Origin of the sequence: Nostoc sp., assembly GCF_036917935.1 — a bacterium.
In the GTDB taxonomy this organism is placed as follows: domain Bacteria; phylum Cyanobacteriota; class Cyanobacteriia; order Cyanobacteriales; family Nostocaceae; genus Nostoc.
In genome coordinates this window covers 149889-173222 of the sequence record NZ_JBALEL010000028.1, presented here as the reverse complement: position 1 = coordinate 173222, position 23334 = coordinate 149889, and the positions used below count along the sequence as shown (strand labels likewise).

The 23334-nt window shown below is 44.9% G+C and carries 10 protein-coding genes and 2 pseudogenes; all 12 read left to right on the top strand.

Annotated elements, in window-relative coordinates:
* The first annotated feature begins 360 nt into the window (after positions 1 to 360).
* The 12 genes and pseudogenes from V7K62_RS12440 (at position 361) to V7K62_RS12390 (ending at position 22580) form a co-directional block, all read left to right on the top strand.
* Complete coding sequence (locus V7K62_RS12440) at positions 361 to 528, top strand: CopG family transcriptional regulator (protein WP_094348841.1); 168 nt, start codon at positions 361 to 363, stop codon at positions 526 to 528.
* Positions 529 to 1079: 551 nt separating this feature from the next.
* Positions 1080 to 2861, top strand: a complete 1782-nt coding sequence (locus tag V7K62_RS12435) for a ShlB/FhaC/HecB family hemolysin secretion/activation protein (protein ID WP_334864255.1) — start codon at positions 1080 to 1082, stop codon at positions 2859 to 2861.
* A 57-nt stretch (positions 2862 to 2918) separates the two neighbouring features.
* Positions 2919 to 5405, top strand: coding sequence for an S-layer family protein (locus V7K62_RS12430; RefSeq protein ID WP_334864253.1), 2487 nt, complete (start codon positions 2919 to 2921; stop codon positions 5403 to 5405).
* A gap of 79 nt (positions 5406 to 5484) precedes the next feature.
* Positions 5485 to 8211, top strand: coding sequence for an S-layer family protein (locus V7K62_RS12425; RefSeq protein ID WP_334864251.1), 2727 nt, complete (start codon positions 5485 to 5487; stop codon positions 8209 to 8211).
* A gap of 65 nt (positions 8212 to 8276) precedes the next feature.
* On the top strand, positions 8277 to 10790 hold the full coding sequence (locus V7K62_RS12420) for an S-layer family protein (RefSeq protein WP_334864249.1): 2514 nt from the start codon (positions 8277 to 8279) through the stop codon (positions 10788 to 10790).
* Positions 10791 to 10921: 131 nt separating this feature from the next.
* Positions 10922 to 11173 (top strand): annotated as a pseudogene (locus V7K62_RS31540) (two-partner secretion domain-containing protein); the annotation flags it as partial.
* Between the two features lie 3 nt (positions 11174 to 11176).
* Positions 11177 to 11368: pseudogene (locus V7K62_RS31535) on the top strand (hypothetical protein); the annotation flags it as partial.
* Between the two features lie 74 nt (positions 11369 to 11442).
* Positions 11443 to 13938, top strand: a complete 2496-nt coding sequence (locus V7K62_RS12410) for a two-partner secretion domain-containing protein (RefSeq protein WP_442937269.1) — start codon at positions 11443 to 11445, stop codon at positions 13936 to 13938.
* A 66-nt stretch (positions 13939 to 14004) separates the two neighbouring features.
* A complete protein-coding gene (locus V7K62_RS12405) occupies positions 14005 to 16746 on the top strand; it encodes a two-partner secretion domain-containing protein (protein ID WP_442937262.1) in 2742 nt (913 codons plus the stop codon).
* 74 nt (positions 16747 to 16820) lie between these two features.
* Positions 16821 to 19322 carry a two-partner secretion domain-containing protein gene (locus V7K62_RS12400; RefSeq protein ID WP_442937268.1) on the top strand — a complete coding sequence of 834 codons (2502 nt, stop codon included), beginning with the start codon at positions 16821 to 16823 and terminating at the stop codon, positions 19320 to 19322.
* Positions 19323 to 19386: 64 nt separating this feature from the next.
* On the top strand, positions 19387 to 21912 hold the full coding sequence (locus tag V7K62_RS12395; RefSeq protein ID WP_334864241.1) for an S-layer family protein: 2526 nt from the start codon (positions 19387 to 19389) through the stop codon (positions 21910 to 21912).
* 50 nt (positions 21913 to 21962) lie between these two features.
* On the top strand, positions 21963 to 22580 hold the full coding sequence (locus tag V7K62_RS12390; protein WP_334864239.1) for a Uma2 family endonuclease: 618 nt from the start codon (positions 21963 to 21965) through the stop codon (positions 22578 to 22580).
* The last annotated feature ends 754 nt before the right edge of the window (positions 22581 to 23334 follow it).

Below are 23334 nucleotides of genomic sequence, written 5' to 3'. Positions count from 1 at the left end.
TTGGAGACGCTACGACATCTCAAGCTTTTGAGGATAGCGATCGCAATTCGCCAACAGAGTCATTCTATTTGCCAGGGCTGCAAAATTTTTCTGTATTATTATCCTCACCTGTTATGTGAGAATACCTATTTTGTATTGACATACTTTAATCTTCCTTTTACATTCTATTTATAATTACTACCCGGAAAGTAGCTGAACTTTATAATCTAGAATATACTTGACCTCTTAACTATTGCTTGGAAAAATATCCTATCCAGCTTCATGATTACTTGAACTAAATGTCATTACATATACCATTGTAAGAGCAGTTTAGATGATTGATATTAGAGAAGTAGTTTCAAAACATCGCTTGTCTAATTCATGAATAAAAAATGGGCTGTTAAACGACTTACAATCAATCTCACATCAGGCGAGGCACAGAAGCTTGAACAATACTGTTCAACAACGGGGAGACCAGCAACTGATGTAATTCGGGAGTTAATTCGCTCTCTTTATCCTAAAGATGAAAAAGCCTCTGAAACCTCGTAAATCACACTGCAAAAAAAAATCAAATCAGGGTAAGCACATCTCAATTTTTGAGTGAAATATAGTGCTTAACAGTTATCAGCTAACAGTGAATCCCCATAAATAAAGTTAGGAGATTTAAATAAGCACACTCTCTTACAAAATCAGAGCGGAGACTTCCTCCACTCTGACTTTTGCCTTGGATTTTGTGCAATCATCTTGATACACTTGCATAATTAAAAATATCAGATTAATTGAAGAAGAATGCAGAATTCAGAATCAAGATGCTCTTGCTAGCTTGCTTCCCCGTAGCGTTAGGAGTCTGCAAGCGTCTTGAAAACCACCAAATTTTCAATTTGGTGGGGGTTCTTAAACCCGGTTATTTATCAGCTTTTTCGGTCAGCATACCCTTCTTGTATCCGGCTTTGCGCCTGACTCCGGAATTCTGGGTTGAGAAATAGTAATATTACTGAACTTTTCGGAAAAATTTTAAGTTAAACATAGTACGTACTACTTATTTACTTATACTTTCCAAGTATTAAGAATTTAATCTGTAATTTATTTAATTAAAAATAATGATTAGAAAAACCTTGGTTATAAATCAGCCAAAGGTAAGCAAGTTCGTAGGCAAACTGAGGATTTTTACTGGATTTATAAGACTCAGCTTTGCGATCGCAGCAATATTGTGCAACTATCAAGATGCAATCGCCCAAACTCTCGCTCCTCAGACATTACCCCCAGGTCGGTTAGAGGATCTTCCTAACACTCCGTTACCCTCGGATGTGCTACCCAAGCCAGCAGACGACAATCAATTGCTTCCATCCCCAAAACTCCCGAATCAGCCGATTCTGGAGCAAAATGACCCTAATACCAGATTTCGGGTTGATCGCATTGAAGTTGTTGGCAGTACAGTTTTCAAACCAGAACAGTTTGCCACTGTTACAAATCCCTTTGTGGGACGGGAATTGACGTTTACAGAGTTGTTGCAAGTTAAAGATGCCATCACGAAGCTTTACACTGATAATGGCTATGTCACCACAGGCACGTTGATTATACCGCAGACAGTAGAAGCTGGGACGATCAAAATTCAGGTGATCGAGGGTAGTGTGCAAGAAATTAAGATTATCGGTAATAGACGATTGCACAGTCAATACATTCGCGATCGCATCCAACTTGGTGCTGGCAAACCCCTAAATATACCACGCTTACTGGAAAAGCTGCAACTACTCCGCCTCGATCCGCGAATTCAAAACCTGTCAGCCGAGTTGCAGACAGGCGTACATCCGGGAAGCAATATATTGCAAGTTGAAGTTGAAGAAGCAAAAACTTTTAACCTGACGGCAAGCCTGGATAATGGGCGATCGCCCAGTGTCGGCAGTTTTCGCCGAGGAGTGGATCTGCAAGAAGCCAATTTATTGGGCTTAGGCGATACCTTGAGCGTGGGATATGCCAATACCGATGGCAGTAATACAATCAATGCCAATTACACGTTGCCGATTAATGCCCACAATGGCACTGTATTCTTTGGTTTTAGCCAGGGATGGAATCGCGTGATTGAAAAGCCATTCAGCGTCCTTGATATTCAGTCAAATACCCGATCTTACGAATTGGGCTATCGACAACCACTGCTGCAAAAACCAACCCAAGAGTTGGCAGTGGGGCTGTCATTCTCGCGTCAAGAAAGCCAAACTGAGTTAGGTATTGATAACATTGGGCCGTTTAAACTCTCCCCTGGTGCAGATGCCAACGGAAAAACCAATATTTCAGCCCTGCGCTTTTTTCAAGAATATACCCAGCGAAGCAACCAATATGTATTTGCGGCGCGATCGCAATTCAGCTTAGGCGTAGATTGGTTCGATGCTAATGTCAGCAATAATGAACCAGATAGTCGCTTTTTTGCGTGGCGGGGACAGGCGCAGTGGGTGCGGCAATTAGCACCGGACACTCTATTTTTAGTCAGGGGCGATGTCCAATTAGCGGCAGATTCCTTAGTACCTTTGGAGCAATTTGGTCTGGGTGGACAGCTAAGTGTACGGGGCTATCGCCAAGACGCATTACTCACAGATAATGGCCTGTTATTTTCCGCAGAATTTCGAGTACCCATTGTCCGCGCTGCCAAAATTGACGGGGTGCTGCAACTGGCACCCTTTATTGATATTGGCAAAGGCTGGAATGTCAACGGCGAAAATCCATCACCGAGTACGCTTGTTAGTACTGGGTTGGGGCTGTTGTGGAAACAGGGTGATCACTTCTCAGCCCGCCTAGATTGGGGTATTCCCTTAATATCAGTGGACGGTGAAAGGCGATCGCTCCAAGAAAATGGGCTGTACTTCTCGGTGCGCTATTCGCCGTTTTGATCGAGGCTATACCGTTTTGGGCATCCTAGAATACAACGTATAAATAAAGGCTTGACTATGAATGTGACGACCTTTACTTGGTTGGTTCTGTGTAGTGGAATAGTACCGTTGATGGTAATGCCACTTTGGTGCGACTCTGCGATCGCTCAGGTAACTCCTGATGGTACCCTTAACACCACTGTCTCTCAAAGTGGCAATAATTTCACCATCACCAACGGGAACCATGTTGGCAACAACCTGTTCCACAGCTTCAGCCAATTTTCAGTTTCCAGCAACGGCTCGGCTTTTTTCAACAATGCCGCAGATGTGCAAAATATCTTCAGTCGCATCACTGGCGGTACTGTTACCAACATTGATGGTTTAATTCAAGCCAATGGTAGCGCTAATCTATTTCTGCTCAATCCCAGTGGAATTATTTTTGGAGCCAATGCCAGATTAAATATTGGTGGTTCGTTTATCGGTACGACAGCCAATAGCATCAAGTTTGCCGATGGGGTTGAGTTTAGCGCCATTAATTCCCAAGCCAACCCCTTATTAAGTATCAATGTTCCGATTGGGCTGCAAATGGGCAACAATTCCGCTCCCATCAAAGCTCAAGGGGCAGGATATACAAATAGCGGGTATTTTATCACTCGACTTCCCGATTCTACAGAATTACAGGTAAAGCCTGGGAAAACCTTGGCATTAGTGGGTGGCAATCTGCAACTAAATGGGTTTATGTTGACTGCCCCACAAGGACAAGTCGAATTGGGTAGTACAAGCGGAATCGGACAAGTTAATTTAATCCCAAATTCACGAGGTTATACTTTGGGATATGACAATGGGCAAACTTTTGGCGATATTCAACTAGCGCAAAAATCGCTCTTAGATGTCAGCGGTGTCAATGCAGGTTCGGTGGAGCTTCAGGGACGAAATATTCGATTCACCGATGCTTCGCTGGTGTTAGCCCAAAATTATGGAAATCTTCCCGGTGGAGACATTCGTCTTCAAGCATCGGCTGCGATCGATATAATTGGTACGACAAGCGATGCAACATTGTCGAGCGGGGTTCGTAGTGAAGCCTTTGGTATTGGAGCTAGTGGAAACATTGGCGTTGTTACTCAAAAGCTTACCATCCAACAGGGAGGAGCTTTGAATAACATAAGCCAGGGAAATGCTCCCAGTGGTAATATCCAAATGGATGCAAAAACAATTGAAGTGTCTGGCTTTTCGCTCATAAACCCAACTGGTGTTTTTAACGGTGGTGTTAGTAACGTGAGCACTGCTACCGATGGTTCTGGAATTGCTGGTGATGTCTTCGTCAATGGTGATAGTTTACTATTATCAGACGGAGCCTCATTATCTTCGGTGACATTTGGCAGTGGCTCTAGTGGTAAAGTTACAATTCGCAATAAAAATACCACAGTTATGGGAGAAAACCCTTTTGGAGTTTATAGTTCCATTATTGTAGGTACGTTTGCCACAGGGGATACCAAAAACTTGATACTGGATACTGGTAAGTTACAAATTTTGGATGGAGGAACAGTTGGTTCATCTGCATTCTTTGTTGGTAATGGGGGAAATGTCAGCATCAATGCTAGTGAAGCGATCGCAATTAATGGTGGCAGTCGTAACCATAACAGTAGCATTAACTCGTCTACCGTCCGTTTAAATCCGCAATTGCGTCAATTCTTTGGTTTGCCAGATATACTCTCGGCAAATGCAGGTAATGTCAGCATCACTACACCAAATCTGATCCTGACGAATGGTGGTACAGTGAGTGTTACTAGTCAAGGTAGTGGTAATGGCGGCATTCTCAACATCACAGCCGATCGCATCCAATTAAAAAATCAAGGCTTAATTCAGGCACAGACAGAATCTGGTAATGGGGGCGACATCCGCTTACGAGTTGGTAACTTGTTGTTTTTGCGCGACAATAGCCAAATCACCTCAACAGCAGGCGGTAATGGGAATGGGGGTAATATTAACATCAATGCACCGATTATTGTCGGATTAAATAACAGTGATATTATTGCCAATGCAGTCCAAGGAAAGGGTGGCAATATTCAAATCACTACTCAGGGAATTATCGGGCTGAAATATCGTCCCCAACTAACTCCCGAAAACGACATCACTGCCAGTTCGCAATTTGGGGTCAACGGTATAGTTCAAGTTAATAATATTGGTGTTGATCCAAATTCTGGCTTAGTAGAACTACCAACGAATGTCACGGATTCATCGCAGCAAATTGCCACAGGTTGCGCTAATACAAATGGTAGTAGTTTTGTGGCAACGGGACGGGGTGGTGTGCCACAAAATCCCCTTCAACAGGTGGGGAGCGATGTCTACGACGGGCTACGCCTACGCACTTGGGCTGATATCCGCAATCTGACTGCATACCGTCATCCTGGCACAGTTACGGCACAAATCCCCGAATCTCCAACGGTTCTTGTCGAAGCCACTGGTTGGCGACATAACGCCCAAGGCAAAATTGAGTTAGTTGCAGATAAATCTCCTACTCAGGTGCAGCAACCATTAACCTGTGCGGCTGTTCCTCAAAGTTAACGACTCTTAACATTAATCATGCTACCAATCATACCATTGAGGGAATTATCAGTACATAAGATAAAATCGAGATAGGATAATGAAAGCAACTTCTGCTTGGTGTGGTTTAATTGGCGGAATGTTAACATTTGCCATTTGCAGCAGTTTTGCAAACGCTCAAGTTGCTCCTGACGGTACTCTCAACACCACCGTCTCCCAAAGTGGCAATGATTTCACCATCACTAACGGCGATCGCGTTGGAAATAATTTATTTCACAGCTTCAGCCAATTTTCTGTTCCCAGCAACGGTTCTGCATTTTTCAATAATGCCTCAGATATACAGAATATTTTTAGTCGCGTTACTGGTGGTAGTGTTTCCAATATTGATGGTTTAATCAAAGCCAATGGTAGCGCCAATTTGTTTTTACTCAATCCCAGTGGGATTATCTTTGGACAAAATGCCTCCTTGAATATTGGCGGGTCATTTGTTGGTAGCACAGCATCAAGTATCAAATTTGCGGATGGAGTAGAATTTAGTGCAGCAAATTCAGCGACACCACCATTATTAACTATGAGCGTACCTGTGGGATTGCAACTGGGAGCTAATGCTGGAACGATTCGCACCCAAGGTAACACACCACCCAATTTTCTGTACGGTTCCCCGCAAATCTTCAAGGCTGAAACTGTAGCCTTAGTAGGTAGTGACATTGATATAAATCAAACCTCCCTGAGTAATCCTAATGGCAGAGTAGAATTATGGGCATTACGGAACGCTGAGGTAGGTTTGAATAATCAAGCAGGATTACAACTAACTAGCCCTGCTACTGCTGATTGGGGAAATATTTTACTCAGACAATCCTCACACATCCAGACTAGCGGTATGAATGGAGGAGCAATCAACATTCGGGGACGAGGTTTAACACTTCAGGACGGTTCGCAAATAAGCTCCAGCACTGGTACGTCAGGAAAAGGGCAAGGGATCAACATCAAAACTACAGAATTTGTAAATTTATTAGGAGCATCTGCTGCAAACCAATATTCTACCCCTGGTCTATACACTAGCGTCATGGGGAATCAAGGTAAAGCCGGAGATATTACAGTCGAAACAGGGCGTTTACACCTAGAAAATGGAGCTTGGATTGAGTCTACTCTTAGCTCCCCCTTCGACTTTATATCCTTTAGCCCCATCCCAAGTAATGACTCTAGAACTGGAGATATTAATATTAAAGCTTCAGATGTGGAACTTACTGGTTACAATCCATTTCCATATTCATTTATAGGTTCTAATCTAGGTATATACTTTGCTACTGTTATTACTACTTTAATTAGCGGTGGTAACTCGAATGAAAGTGGCAAGATAACTGTTGATGCTCAAAGGGTGAGTCTAGTTGATGGTGGTTCTATTACTGCAGATTTGATTGGCTTTTATATCCCTGGTTTTTCTGAGTCTCCCACTACTGGTAAGTCTGGAGATATTGTGATTCGAGCGTCGGAGAAACTAGAAATTTCGGGAGTGACAATTAGTGGTACAACCAGTGCTGTGATTAGTTCGATGCGATCTTTTGTAAATGGTCAAGGTGGTAATATTTCTATCAATACTGGACGTTTGGCTCTTTTTAATGGTGGAGCTATCTCTAGTGCTTTAACAGGAAGTGGTAAAGCTGGAAATATAGAGATTCAGGCAAAGGATATAACAGTTAGCGACCCAATAATCGAGAGTTTTAGTAATACAGTTAGTGGTATCACTGCTGCTGTGGGTAACGATGGAATTGGTCAAGGGGGAAATATTCAACTAAGAGCAGATAATTTGTGGGTATCTAATGGTGGACAGATTATATCCTCTAGTTCTGGTCAAGGAAATGCGGGTAATGTGAACCTGCAAGTTAAAAATATTGATGTCCAAGGAATTTCACAAAATTTGATAAATGGTAGTCAATTACCCAGTGAGATTGCTGCATCTTCGACAACTCATTTTAACGCTGGAACGGTAAATATTACATCCGAGACAGTAAAAGTACGCAATGGAGCAGAAGTTAGCGTTAGCAATACAGGAACCGGGGATGCAGGTAATTTGAATATTACAGCCAATAATATTTTCCTCGATAATAAAGGTAGTATACGTTCAGAAGTCAAAGGAGGTAGTCAAGGTAACATTCATCTCCAAGCAAATGATGTTTTGCTGTTACGTCGTGGCAGTAATATTACAACTAATGCCACTGGTACTTCTAGCGGAGGTAATATCTACATTAATGCTGGAGTTGTGGTAGCACTTCCTAACGAAGATAGCGATATTGTTGCCAATGCGGTACTAGGAAGTGGTGGAAACATCGAGATTTTTACTCAAGGTATCTTAGGTTTAAAATTTCGTCCCCAACTCACAGAAAAAAGTGATATTACTGCCAGTTCACAATTTGGGCTAAGTGGCAATGTACAAGTGAATACGATTGGCGTTGACCCCAACTCAGGTTTAGTGGAATTACCCGCAAATGTCACCGATCAATCCCAGCAAATTGCTAGTGGGTGTTCTGGAAATCAAGGTAGTAGTTTTGTCGCTACAGGAAGAGGTGGGATACCGCAAAATCCCAATCAAGATGTCAGGAGCGATGTCTACGACGGGCTACGCCTACGCACTTGGTCTGATATCCGCAATCTGACTGCATACCGCAAAACCCAGAAGGTACAAGCCCAAATACCCCCAACCCCAGAGGTTCTTATCCAAGCTAGTTCTTGGCATCGCAATGCCCAAGGCAAAATTGAGTTAATTGCAGATAAATCTCCTACGCAGGTGCAACAACCATTAAACTGTGCTGCTCTTCGCAAAATTTAATCATGTTATTAATTATGCCCTTCAGGGGAACTATAACTTGAAATCCGTAAAGGAAGTTTTTGGTGATGAGAGCGATGTCTAACGACAAGCCGCGAAGCGTCTACGCTTTTCTATTTATATTAACAACTGGGTTATTTACTCCAGGGATGATGCTAAGGGCGATCGCTCAAGTCACATCTGATGGCACTACTAACACCATTGTCAACCCAAATGGTAATAATTTCACAATTCTTAACGGAATTGAAAAAGGTAATAATTTATTTCATAGTTTCAGTAATTTCTCTGTGCCAACTGGCGCTTGGGCGACATTCGATTTAATTAACACACCAAATACCACTACCATATTTAGTCGGGTGACGGGTGGAAATATTTCTAATATTGATGGATTAATTAGGACGCTAAATAGTACTAATCCGGTGAGTTTGTTTTTGATGAATCCGGCGGGGATTGTGTTTGGGAAAAATGCTTCCTTGAATATTGGCGGCTCATTTGTGGGGACGACGGCGAATAGTATTAAGTTTGCCGATGGGACGGAGTTTAGTGCAGTAAATCCGACTGGGACACCACCATTATTAACCATAAGTGTACCCATCGGTTTGCAAATGGGGCAAAATCCGGGGACGATTACAGTTCGTAATACTGGGCATCGGTTGGGTCCTAGTCGATTTTTCGCCCCAGACCGGAGCAAAAATCCCGTTGGATTAAGTGTTTCCTCTAACAATACCCTGGCATTGGTCGGGGGAGAGATCGGCCTAGATGGCGGCGTGTTAAATGCCCCCTCTGGACACATTGAACTCGCCAGTGTCAGCACTGGCACAGTTAATCTCAACACCGCCTTACCTGCGTGGGGCTTTGACTATACCAATGTCCAGCAATTGCAGGATATCCAGTTTTCGCATCAAGCCCTTGCCGATAGCAGTGGGACACCTGCTGGTTCAATTCACCTTCAAGGGCAGAACATTAGCCTCATTGAGGGTTCCGTAGCTTTGTTAGTCAATCAGGGAAATCAAGCTTCCGGCGATATCGTCGTTAATGCCAGTAAGTCATTGGAGCTACAGGGAGTCGGCACTTATGGATTTGCCAACAGTTTTTTGCAAACCAATACCATAGGCAATGGTGCTGGAGGCAATCTGCTGGTTTCTGCACCACGGATATTGTTGCAAGATGGAGCCAGAATTATTACTCAAGCCTTTGGTGCCGGAGTGGGGGGAAATCTCTCTGTAAACGCTGCCGATTCGATTCTACTTCGAGGATATTCATCGGTTGATACAGGACTTAACAGTTCAATCGCCACAATCACCAGTGGTACTGGAAGTGGAGGTGCTAACCAAGTCACAACGAAACGATTGACGGTTGAAGATGGTGCTACGCTACTCACGGCCAGTATCGGAGTTGGCACTTCAGGCAATAGCACGATCAATGCTTCTGAACTGATCGAGGTGATTGGAGAAAGCTCCTTTGTTCCAAGTTCATTGCTGGCGACAACATTAAATCGGGGAAACGCAGGTCAATTGACCATCAATACTCCCAGGCTGAACGTGCAGGATGGAGGCTCTGTCTCGACCACGACGTTAGGGGTGGGTAATGCAGGTTCTTTGTATATTAATGTACCCAATGAGATTGATGTGAGTGGCAGGGGCGCAATATCTGGAACATCTAGCCGCATTGCTGCCAGAGCTGAAATACTTTCCCCAGCTTTTCAGAAGTTATTTAAATTACCGGCTTTTCCGACTGGCAACTCAGGCAACTTGATGATCAATACCTCCCGTTTGCAAATCACGGATGGCGCTATTGTTGGAGTTGATCATCAAGGCGTGGGTAAGGCTGGAAACCTCAGCCTGTATGCGGATACTATTTTTCTCGATCGCGCTGGCAGCATCACGGCGACTACTAAATCCGGCGAGGGTGGCAGTATTAATCTACAAGCTCATACCTTAATTATGCGTCATGGTAGCAATGTGACTGCAACCGCAGGTGGTACGGGTAACGGTGGCAACATTCTCATCAATTCACCGATCATTCTGGGCTTAGAAAATAGTGACATTGTTGCTAACGCAGTACAAGGACGGGGTGGCAATATTAACATTACAACTCAGGGTATTTTCGGTCTAGAATATCGGACTCAACTGACAAGAGAAAACGACATCACGGCTAGTTCCCAATTTGGTATTAACGGTACAGTTGAAGTTAATACCATCGGCGTTGATCCAAATTCTGGCTTAGTAGAATTACCAGCAAATGTAACCGATCCATCCCAGCAAATTGCTACAGGCTGCGCGGATAATCAAGGCAGCCAACTTGTGGCAACGGGACGGGGTGGAATACCGCAAAATCCCCTTCAACAGGTGGGGAGCGATGTCTACGACGGGCTACGCCTACGCACTTGGTCTGATATCCGCGACATCTCTGCATACCGCAAAACTGCTGAGGTAACAGCCCAAATTCCCCCATCCCCAGAAGTTCTTGTCCAGGCTACAAGCTGGCATCGTAATGCTGACGGCAAAGTTGAGTTAATAACAGATAAATCTCCCGTTCAGGTGCAACAGGCATTAAACTGTGCTGCTGTTCCCAAAAGTTAATTTCCCCCAGAAATTCCAACGGCTTAATAGCGATCGCAAGTATTCCAAATACTTAAATATTGAGCTTTTGCTGATGTTAAGAGCGATCGCGACTAGGGAATAATAAAACTTAGATGAAATGAGACCAAGTGATGAAAACACGCTCTGTTGGGTTTGGTTTGGTTAATGGAATGTTGGCAAGTGTCATGCTATTGCCATTAGGAACAATATTTCTTTGGAGTGGCTCTGTCAATGCTCAAGTCACCTCAGATGGCAGCCTCAACACCAGCGTCTCCCAGAATGGCAATAATTTCACGATTACCAATGGTAGTGCCGCAGGCAGTAATCTCTTTCACAGCTTTGGGCAGTTTTCTGTTCCCACTGGTGGTTCAGCCACATTCAATTTATCTGATATCCGCGATATGTCTGCATACCGCAAAACCCAGAAGGTACAAGCACAAATACTCACTGCTCCAGAAGTTCTCGTCCAAGCTACTTCCTGGCATCGTAACGCTCAGGGCAAAATTGAGTTAGTTGCAGATAAATCTCCTGCTCAGGTGCAGCAACCATTAACCTGTGCTGCTGTTCCCAAAATTTAATCGTGTTATTAATCATGCCCTAAAAGGGAACTCTAACTTGAAATCAGCAAAGGGAGTTTTTGGTGATGAGAGCGATGTCTACGACGGGCTACGTCTACGCTTGTCTATCTACACTCACAATCGGGTTCTTGAGTTCCGCTCTGGTACTACCAGCGATCGCTCAGGTAACATCGGATGGGACTACAAACACCATTGTCAACCAAAGTGGTAATAATTTCACAATTCTTAACGGGATTGAAAAAGCTAATAATTTATTTCATAGCTTCAGTAATTTCTCTGTACCTGCTGGCGGTTCAGCAAATTTTGATTTAAGTAACACGCCAAATATTACAACTATATTTAGTCGGGTGACGGGTGGCAATGTTTCCAATATTGATGGGTTAATTCAAACTCTCAATAGCAATAACCCGGTGAGCTGGTTTTTGATAAATCCGGCGGGGATTGTGTTTGGTAAAAATGCCTCGTTGAATATTGGCGGCTCCTTTGTGGGGACGACGGCGAATAGTATTAAGTTTGCTGATGGGACAGAGTTTAGTGCAGTAAATCCAACTGAGACACCATTGTTAACAATGAGTGTACCCATCGGTTTGCAGATGGGGCAAAATCCAGGAGCGATTAGTGTGCAAAATACCGGACATCGGTTAACTAGAGGACTTGTGACACCGATAGTTCAAAGCAGCAATCCAGTCGGATTAGCGGTGCAACCCGGCAATACCCTTGCTCTCATTGGTGGAGAAATAAACTTAGTCGGTGGGGTTATTGTGGCACCTTCGGGACACATTGAACTTGGCAGTAGCAAGACAGGGATTGTAAACATCGACACGACATCCAACCAATGGAAGTTTGACTATAGCAATATCTCCCAATTTGCAAACATTCAGTTGTCCCAGCAAGCACTGGTGAATGCAAGTGGTTCACCTGCGGGATCGCTACGACTCCAAGGACAAAATATTAGCGTGTTAGAGGGGTCTGTTGCCCTTCTAGAAAATTTTGGCAGTGCCGGATTAGGCAATTTAGTGGTTAATGCGAGTGGGACATTAGCTATGCGGCAAACAGGAGTCTATGGGTTTGCAAACAGTCAATTGATTACCGACAATTTAGGGAGTGGTAACGGCAACAACATCGCGATCTCTGCCCAACAATTGCAGATTCAAGATGGTAGCGAAATTACTGCAAGAACCTTTGGTGCGGGTATTGGTGGCGACATCAGCGTAAATGTCTCAGGTCTGACAACGCTAGACGGATGGTCTGCTGTAGATCCGAGTCTGGTTAGTCTGATCGGTGTGAAAACCTTGGGATCCGGTAGGGGAGGTGATATTACAGTTTCAACCAATCAACTAAGGGCGACCAATGGCGGTGTAATTACCAATACTCCATTAGGCAAAGCGGCGGCAGGAGACGTTACAGTTCATGCCAATGACTGGATTGAGTTGATTGGGGAAAACCCTCTGGCTCGCATTCCGAGTGCGATCAGTTCTATTGCCGTTAGCCAAGGGAATGGGGGCAATCTCAATATTACGACTTCCAGGCTGACGCTGCGCGATGGCGGTGTTGTGAATGCCACTACCATTGCTGCTGGGAATAGCGGTAGAATCAGTATCACGGCGCTAGATCGCGTCGAAGTCAGTGGGGTGAATTCAATAACCGGTCGTCAGAGCAGACTTGCCTCAGCTGCTAACACTCCGAATGGAAGAATTTTTAATATTACTTTTCCTCTTACTGGGAATGCAGGAGGTGTTTTTTTGAATACACCGCTCTTGTATGTTAGCGATCGCGGCATTGTGGGAGTGGAAAATCAAGGGCGTGGGGATGCAGGACAGTTAGTCATCAATGCCGATCGTGTAATGCTTGACCGACAAGGTATAGTCACAGCTGCAACCGCGTCGGGTAAGGGAGGTGATATCACCCTGAACCTCGGAGAACTTCTTTTGCTGCGCCATCAAAGTATCATTACCACTACGGCGGGAGGAAGCGGTAAAGGTGGCAACATTACAATAAATGCACCAATCATTGTTGGCTTTGAAAATAGCGATATTGTTGCCAATGCGGTGAATGGTCAGGGGGGCAATATCCAAATCACGACGCAGGGCATCTTTGGGCTGAAATATCGCCCCCAACTGACAAGAGAGAATGACATCACCGCCAGTTCCCAGTTTGGGGTCAACGGAAATGTGCAAATTACTAGCCCCAATGTTGACCCCAACTCTGGTTTAGTGCAATTACCAGAGAATGTAACTGATCCATCCCAGCAAATTGCTACAGGTTGTTCTAATAATACTGGCAGCAGTTTTGTGGTAACGGGACGAGGTGGTATTCCTCAGAACCCAACGCAACAAGTGAGGAGCGATGTCTACGACGGGCTACGCCTACGCACTTGGTCTGATATCCGCGATATCTCTGCATACCGCAAAACCCAGAAGGTACAGGCACAAATACCTGAATCCCCAGAGATTCTTGTTCAAGCTACAAGTTGGCATCGCAACGCCCAAGGCAAAATTGAGTTAGTTGCAGATAAATCTCCTACATACTTGCAGCAACCATTAACCTGTGCTGCTGTTACCAAAATTTAATCATGTTATTAATTATGCCCTGAAAGGGGAACTCTAATTTTAAATCCGTAAAGGAAGTTTTTGGTGATGAGAGCGATGTCTAACAACAAGCCGCGAAGCGTCTACGCTTGTCTATCTACACTCACAATCGGGTTCTTGAGTTCCGCTCTGGTACTACCAGCGATACTCCTTTGGAGTCGCTGCGCGATCGCACAGGTGACATCGGATGGTACAACCAACACCATTGTCAACCCAAATGGTAATAATTTTACTATTCTTAACGGTATTCAAAAAGGTAATAATTTATTTCATAGTTTCAGTAATTTCTCTGTGCCTACGGGTGGTTCAGCCAGATTCGATTTAATTAACACACCAAATATTGCAACTATATTTAGTCGGGTGACGGGTGGAAATGTTTCCAATATTGATGGGTTAATTCAAACTCTCAACAATAATAATCCCGTAAGTTTGTTTTTAATGAATCCTGCGGGGATTGTATTTGGGCCAAATGCCAGCTTGAATATTGGTGGTTCGTTTGTGGGGACGACGGCGAATAGTATTAAGTTTGCTGATGGGACAGAATTTAGTGCTGTGAATCCAACTGAGAAACCATTGTTGACAATTAGTGTGCCAATCGGCTTGCAGATGGGGAGTAATGCTGGCTCAATCGAAGTTCAAGGGGCGCAGCCACCCAATTCAGCTTCAGGGTTGCAAGTCAAAACCGGGCAAACGCTGGCGTTGGTTGGCGGCCAAATCGACATGTCTGCAGCAAACCTCAGTTCCCCCGATGGACGTATCGAATTATGGGCATTGCAGAATGGGGAGGTGGCGATGAACGCTCAACCCTGGCAACTGACGAGTTCTGCGGCAACAGCAAACTGGGGCACCATCACACTGCAACAAACTTCATTGATCGATGCGAGTGGCATCAATGGTGGAGCCATCAACATTCGGGGAAGTGGGCTGACCTTACAGGATGGATCCAATATTAAATCTAGCACTTCGGCTAGAGTAGGCCAGAGCATCACAGTCCAGACGACAGAATTTGTCGATCTCTTGGGCATATCTGGGCCTGGGCAAGAAGTGCTCTCTGGGATTCATACATCCGTAGAGAATGTCTTGGGGGTTGGTGATCCAGCCACAGGACGCGCTGGGAACATCATCGTCGAAACCAGGCGTTTCCAGGCGCTTAATACAGGCTGGTTGCAATCCTCAACCAGCGGCAACAACTCCCAGACTGGAGATATTACTGTCAAGGCTGTGGACATTATCCTGAACGGCTATAGTCGATTCGGTATAGTATCCGCAATCACAAATTTAACTTTATTTGGAAATAATAATAAGGCCGGTCAAATCACGATTGATGCTGCGCGAATTAGTCTGATTGACGGTGGACGAATTAGTTCTGATATGATATCAGGGAGCGGAAGCACTGGGGATATCTCAATCCATGCCACCGAAAGTTTCAAGCTTCAGGGGGTAAGCTCACAGGGATTAGCCAGTGCGGTTCTCAGTTCGCTGCAAGCTGGCAGCACCGGGCAGGGAGGGCAGATTACCATTGACGCGGGAAGCCTGGTTTTGTCCAATGGGGGAGCTATTACCACGGGGCTATCGGGTCCAGGAACCAATAGGTTTGGTTCCTTCCCAGGGACAAGCGGTACGGCTGGCAATATTACGATTCGAGCCAAGGATGTGCAAGTTAGCGATCCAGTCAGTGATGGATTTAGTGGTGCTAACACTGGCATTACGGTTTCTGTGGCCAATGGAGCAACTGGCCAGGGGGGCAATATTAACCTGACCGCCGACAATCTGCGGGTATTCAATGGGGGGCAAATTACCTCTTCTAATCTGGGACAGGGGCTTGCAGGTAGCATTAACCTACAAGCCAAGAACATTGATGTCCAGGGCATATCCCCATCTCGCATCAACGGACAGTTGCTCCCCAGCGCCATCACGGCATCCTCTGACAATGCCTTTGCGGCAGGATCAGTAAATATTACGGCCAATCTCTTACAAGTTCGTGATGGCGCACAAATCACGGTCAGCAATACCGGATCTGGGGATGCTGGAAACCTCAACGTCACTGCTGGTAATCTCTTCCTCGATAAAGGAGCCAGTCTCCGCGCCGAAGTCAATGGAGGTAATCAAGGCAACATTAACTTGACCACGAACGAAGTGCTCCTTTTACGTCATGGTAGTAATATTACAACGAATGCTCAAGGGGCATCTACTGGGGGAAATATCAACATTAATGCCGCTGCGATCGTCGGATTAGCGAACGAAAATAGTGATATTGTCGCCAATGCCATTCTTGGCAGCGGTGGCAATATCAACATCACGACTCAAACGATTTTGGGATTGCAATTCCGGCCTCAACTGACACCTCAAAGTGATATTACGGCCAGTTCTCAATTTGGCTTGAGTGGCACGGTAGAAGTGAACACGATCGGAACCGATCTTAGCTCTGGCTTAGTCGAACTGCCTGCAAATATCACCGATACCTCGCAGCAAATAGCCAGTGGTTGTTCTGCAAATCAAGGTAGCAGTTTTGTGGCAACGGGACGGGGTGGAATACCCCAAAATCCAACGCAGGATGTGAGGAGCGATGTCTACGACGGGCTACGCCTACGCACCTGGGCTGATATCCGCGACATCTCTGCGTATCGCAAAACCCAGAAGGTACAAGCCCAAATACCCCCAACCCCAGAGGTTCTTGTCCAAGCCACTTTTTGGCATCGTAACGCTCAAGGAAAAATCGAGTTAGTTGCAGATAAATCTCCTACTCAGGTGCAACAACCATTAACCTGTGCTGCTCTTCGCAAAATTTAATCATGTTATTAATCATGCTCGAAAAGGGAACTCTAACTTGAAATCAGTAAAGGAAGTTTTTGGTGATGAGAGCGATGTCTACGACGGGCTACGCCTACGCTTTTCTATCTACACTCACAATCGGGTTCTTGAGTTCCGCTCTGCTACTACCAGCGATCGCTCAGGTGACATCAGATGGTACAACCAACACCATTGTCAACCCAAATGGTAATAATTTTACTATTCTTAACGGAATTCAAAAAGGTAATAATTTATTTCATAGCTTCAGTAATTTCTCTGTACCAACTAGCGGTTCAGCCAGATTCGATTTAATTAACACACCAAATATTACTACCATATTCAGTCGGGTTACAGGTGGGAATGTTTCTAATATTGATGGGTTAATTAGCACACTAAATAGTAATAATCCGGTGAGTTTGTTTTTGATGAATCCGGCGGGGATTGTGTTTGGGGCAAATGCCCGCTTGGATATTAGCGGCTCGTTTGTGGGAACGACGGCAAATAGTATTAAGTTTAGTGATGGTGTAGATTTTAGTGCTGTTAACGCGAATGCAACTCCCTTGCTGACTATGAGTGTACCTGTGGGTTTGCAAATGGGTAGCAATCCCGCCCCCATTACTGTGCAAGGCAACGGACACCAACTTACGGCACCCAATCCAACCCTCCCCCCGATCAGAAGTGCCACCCCCACAGGGTTAGAAGTCCAACCGGGTCAAACCCTGGCTTTGATTGGCGGCAACATTAGCTTAACGGGTGGAACCCTCACGGCAGAACAAGGACAGGTGGCGATCGCCAGTGTGGGGGGTGGCCGTGTGGATCTGACTGCTAGCTCTCAAGGCTGGGATTTCGACTATAGTGGGGTATCCAGCTTTCGAGATATTCAGCTTTCCCAACAGTCGATGCTAGATGCTAGCGGCATTGGCTCAGGTCGCATCCAAGTGCAAGGGGCAAATATCAGCCTGAAGGATGGCTCCACTCTGTTGATTGAAAGCTTCGGCTTGCAACCGGGTGGGGGCATTCAAGTGCGGGCAACAGAGTCATTCCAAATTCAAGGCAGTACTCCCGATGGCAGCATTGCAAGCGGGTTAGGGACGATTCTGTTGGGGGCATCTGAGGGCGGTACTATTATGATTGAGTCTCCACGATTGAGCCTACAGCAAGGGGGGTGGATCTATTCTGATACATATAGTACGGGTAGCAGTGGCATGATTACTGTCAAAGCCATAGACTCTATGGAGGTTAATGGGCTTTCGCCACAGACTTTTGGTTCTAGCGGCATTTATAGCCATACGTATGGATCGGGATCGGCAGGGGCGATCGCACTCTCAACCCGCTATCTTACGCTCGTGGATGGTGGAACGATTAACTCTACAACCTTTGATAGAGGCAACGCTGGGAATGTAACGCTCAATGTAGATGGAACGCTCTCCGTAATGGGTGTGGAACCGACTTTTCTTCAACCCAGTAACATTTCTTCCGGAACCATTGGCACTGGTAACGCTGGTAATCTCACCCTCAATACTCGACATTTGATAATCCAAGGGGGAGCCAGAATTAGTTCATCCACCTTAGCGAGAGGCAACGCGGGCAGTGCGATCGTCAATGCCACCGAATCCGTTGAGGTGCAGGGGAAAGGGCCTAGTACTCTCAGTCCCAGTACCATTGAGTCTGCTGCCACAATTGTCGATCCCGCTTTACAACAACGCTTCAACTTACCTCTTGCGCCGAGTGGGACATCGGGTAATGTCATCATTAACACGCCTCAATTAAGCATCACCGATGGCGCGTTGGTTAGTGTTAGTAACCAAGGGGTGGGAAATGCCGGCGACTTGCTCGTTAATGCCGATGCCATTCGACTAGATCGCCAAGGAGGTATTACCGCCTCTACCCAATCGGGGGAAGGTGGTAATATTAATTTGCAAGCTAATAGCTTGATTTTGCGGCACAACAGTACAATTACGGCAACTGCTAGTGGAACAGGTAACGGTGGTAATCTCACTATTAATTCACCGATTATTCTGGGATTAGAAAACAGCGATATTATTGCTAATGCCTTTCAAGGTAAAGGTGGCAATATTGACATTACATCTCAAGGTATTTTCGGTTTAAAATATCGTCCCCAACTGACAAGAGAAAACGATATTACCGCCAGTTCGCAATTTGGGGTTAGCGGTACTGTTCAAATCAATACCATTGGCGTTGATCCAAATTCTGGCTTAGTAGAACTACCTACGAATGTCACAGATTCATCGCAGCAAATAGCCAGTGGTTGTTCTGCAAACCAAGGCAGTCGATTTGTGGCAACCGGACGGGGTGGTGTGCCGCCAAATCCCAATCAACAAGTGAGGAGCGATGTCTACGACGGGCTACACCTACGCACTTGGTCTGATATCCGCAATCTGACTGCATACCGCAAAACCCAGAAGGTACAAGCCCAAATACCCCCAACCCCAGAGGTTCTTATCCAAGCTACTTCTTGGCGACGTAATGCTCAAGGCAAAATTGAGTTAGTTGCAGATAAATCTCCTACATACTTACAACAACCATTAACCTGTGCTGCTCTTCGCAAAATTTAATCATGTTATTAATCATGCAATTTCGGGAACTCTAACTTGAAATCAGCAAAGGGAGTTTTTGGTGATGAGAGCGATGTCTACGACGGGCTACGTCCACGCTTTTCTATCTACACTCACAATCGGGTTCTTGAGTTCCGCTCTGGTACTACCAGCGATACTCCTTTGGAGTCGCTGCGCGATCGCTCAGGTGACATCGGATGGGACTACCAACACCATTGTCAATCAAAATGGTAATAATTTCACAATTCTTAATGGGATTGACAAAGGTAATAATTTATTTCATAGCTTCAGTAATTTCTCTGTGCCTACAGGTGGTTCTGCGAACTTTAATTTAATCAACACGCCAAATATTACAACTATATTTAGTCGGGTTACGGGTGGAAATGTTTCTAATATTGATGGGTTAATTCAAACTCTCAATGGTAATAATCCGGTAAGTTTGTTTTTAATGAATCCTGCGGGGATTGTGTTTGGTAAAAATGCCTCGTTAAATATTGGCGGCTCGTTTGTGGGAACAACGGCGAATAGCATTAAGTTTGCTGATGGAATAGAGTTTAGTGCGACTAATCCCGGTGCGCCGCCGTTGTTGACGATGAGTGTGCCAATTGGGTTGCAAATGGGGCAAAATCCGGGAGATATTACCGTCCAAAACACCGGACACCGTTTAATTAAAATTGGTAATGCTATAGTTTCTCCTCTGGATCGAACTAACAATCCTGTAGGATTAAGCGTTACCTCTGGTAATAACTTGGCATTGATAGGGGGAGAAGTAGCCTTAGATGGTGGAGTGTTAAATGCACCTTCTGGACATATTGAACTCGGTAGCGCCAGTAATGGCACAGTTAATCTCAACACCTCTTCTCCTCATTGGAATTTTGATTATGGCAATATAAAGCAATTTGGGAATATTCATCTGTCCCATCAATCCCTTGCCGATGCCAGTGGCACCCCTGCGGGTTCTATTCATTTCCAGGGTCGAAATATTAGCTTGCAAGATGGGTCTGCTGCCCTATTAGTTAATCAAGGAAGCAATAATTCAGGCGACATTAGCGTTAATGCTAGTGAGTCATTGCAACTGGGGGGAGTTGGCAGTAATGGATTTGCACAAAGTCGATTGCGTGCTGATAATTTTGGCGATGGTGCTGGGGGTAATATTTTGGTTTCTGCCTCCCAAGCATTCCTCTACGATGGTGGTACTATTGATGGATTCAATTTTGGTAAAGGTTCAGGAAGTAATATTTCGATGGAAATTGGAGATTTGCTTCAAATGGTGGGATTATCACCTATTAATGGATTGACCAGTTCACTGATTACTAACACCAGCAATTCGGGGAAAAGTGGTGATATTCGAGTAGTTACCAAAAAATTGCAGATTTTAGATGGTGGTGAGATCGACAATGTTACCTTGGCAAATGGTATGGGAGGTAATACCACGATTAATGCTGCTGATTTCATCGAAGTGATGGGGCAAAATTTGAGTGATAGCCTCATACTGGTTACCACATTCAGCCAAGCAAATGCAGGCCAATTAACTATTAATACTGCCAAACTGAGAGTACGGGATGGAGGAGGTATCGTTGCCTCTACCCTAAATAGCGGCAATGGAGCGGATTTGCTAATCAATGCTGTTGACAGCGTTGAAGTCAGTGGAGTGAGTAATATTTCTCGTCTCCCAAGTCGAATTGGTGCTAGAGCCGAATTACTTGCACCACCTATTCGGCGACTACTTGGATTACCAGATGTGATCACAGGTAACACAGGGAAACTGATCTTCAATACCTCCCACTTGCTGATTACAGATGGGGCAATTGTTGGTGTTGATCATCAAGGCGTTGGCAATGCTGGAAAACTTGAAATTAATGCAGGTTCAATCCGTCTTGACAATGGTGGTACAATTACTGCCGCTACTGTTCAGGGTGAAGGCGGTAATATTTCTGTCCAGGCAAATGACTTGATCATGCGTCGTGGTAGTTCAATAGTTACTAATGCAGGTGGTATCGGCAATGGTGGCAACATCACCATTAACTCTCCCATCATCGTCGGCACAGAAAATAGCGATATCATCGCCAACGCATTCCAAGGTAATGGGGGCAACATTCAAATCAACACCCAAGGCATATTCGGGCTAAAATACCGTAACGAACTCACAAGAGAAAACGATATCACAGCCAGTTCCAAATTTGGCGTAAACGGTACGGTAGACATCAATGATTTTGGAGTTGACCCCAGTTCTGGTTTAGTAGAACTACCCGTAAACTTAACAGATCCATCCCAGCAAATTGCTACAGGTTGTTCTAATAATACTGCTAGTAGTTTTGTGGCAACGGGAAGGGGTGGAATACCACAAAATCCCCTTCAACAGGTGACGAGCGATGTCTACGACGGGCTACGCCTACGCACTTGGGCTGATATCCGCGACATCTCTGCATACCGCAAAACCCAGAAGGTACAAGCCCAAATACCCCCAACCCCAGAGGTTCTTATCCAAGCTACTTCTTGGCATCGCAATGCTCAAGGCAAAATTGAGTTAATTGCAGCTCAACCAACCCATGTCCAACCATCTTTAACCTGTGCTGCGGTGTCAAACTAATCTGTGCCAACCCTGGAAATGGTAAAGTCAAAACAAGCGGAGGTTTTGATATGGCTCAAGCTTTACCCAAACTATTTACCTTTGAAGAATTTATCGAGTGGCTGCCGGAAAACACTCTTAAGCATTACGAATTACACGATGGGATAATTGTTGAAATGCCTCAGCCGAGTGGAAAACATGAAAAAGTTACGGGATTTTTAGCGGGGGAAATTACTGTTGAGTATAAGCGGTTGAAACTGCCATATTTTATCCCCAAAACAGCGTTAGTCAAACCACCGAGAAAATCATCAGGTTACTCGCCGGATGTGGTTTTAATCAACGATGCTAATTTGCAGAATGAGGAATTCTGGGAAAAAGAATCTACTGTGACTCAAAGTGAATCCATTCCTTTGGTTATTGAGGTTGTAAGTACAAACTGGGAAGACGATTATTACACCAAATTAGGGAATTACGAGGCCATGATGATTCCCGAATATTGGATCGTTGATTATGCAGCTTTGGGGGCAAGAAAATTTATTGGTAATCCTAAACAACCAACCATTTCTATTTATCATCTTGTTGATGAAGAATATCAAGTCGCTCAATTTAGGAATTCGGAACGTATTATATCCCCTAGTTTTCCAGATTTAAACCTGACTGCTAATCAGATTTTTAATGCTGCTTTGTAGAGCCTTTTTCTATTTACACTCCAGGGAACCCCCGATAATCTGCTGATCGCTATTAATTATTTTGATTCCAGGCAATGGGTGTTACCAACACGACTATTTCGGGAATCATAAGACTATCAGTTAAAGGGGAGTATTTATGCTATGAGAGCGATGTCTAACGACAAGCCCAACTCTTGGAGAGGCTGCACCAACGGGTTCGGGGGGTCACAATCGACGGGAACCGCCATCGCTTTTAGCGTCTCCCCTTGGGAGAAGACTGCGACCCCCTCACCGCGAAGCGTCTACGCTTTTCTATTTATATTAACAAGTGGGTTATTAACTCCAGGGATGATGCTATCGGCTATAGCTCAGGTAACATCTGATGGCACAACAGGCTGCTTTGCGCGTGCTTCCAGGTAAAACATTAGCCCTCCTTGGCAACGGTATTCAATTACATGGGGGGGCTTTAATTGCAGAGAGTGGACAAATTGAACTTGGAAGCGTTGGAGTGGGAAGTGTCAATTTGAATACAAACGCTCCCAATTGGGAATTTAGCTATAACCCTGCTCAAAGTTTTTCAGATATTAACCTCAATCGCGCATCTCTGGTAGATACGAGTGGAAATCCTGGAGGATCGATTCATCTTCAAGGAAAAGATATTCGCATTCAGGACAGTTCTAATGTATTAATTCAACATCAAGGACAGCAAAACGCAGGTAGCATCACAATTAACGCAGACTCCTTAGCAATGAGTGGCGCACTGCAAAACAAAGAT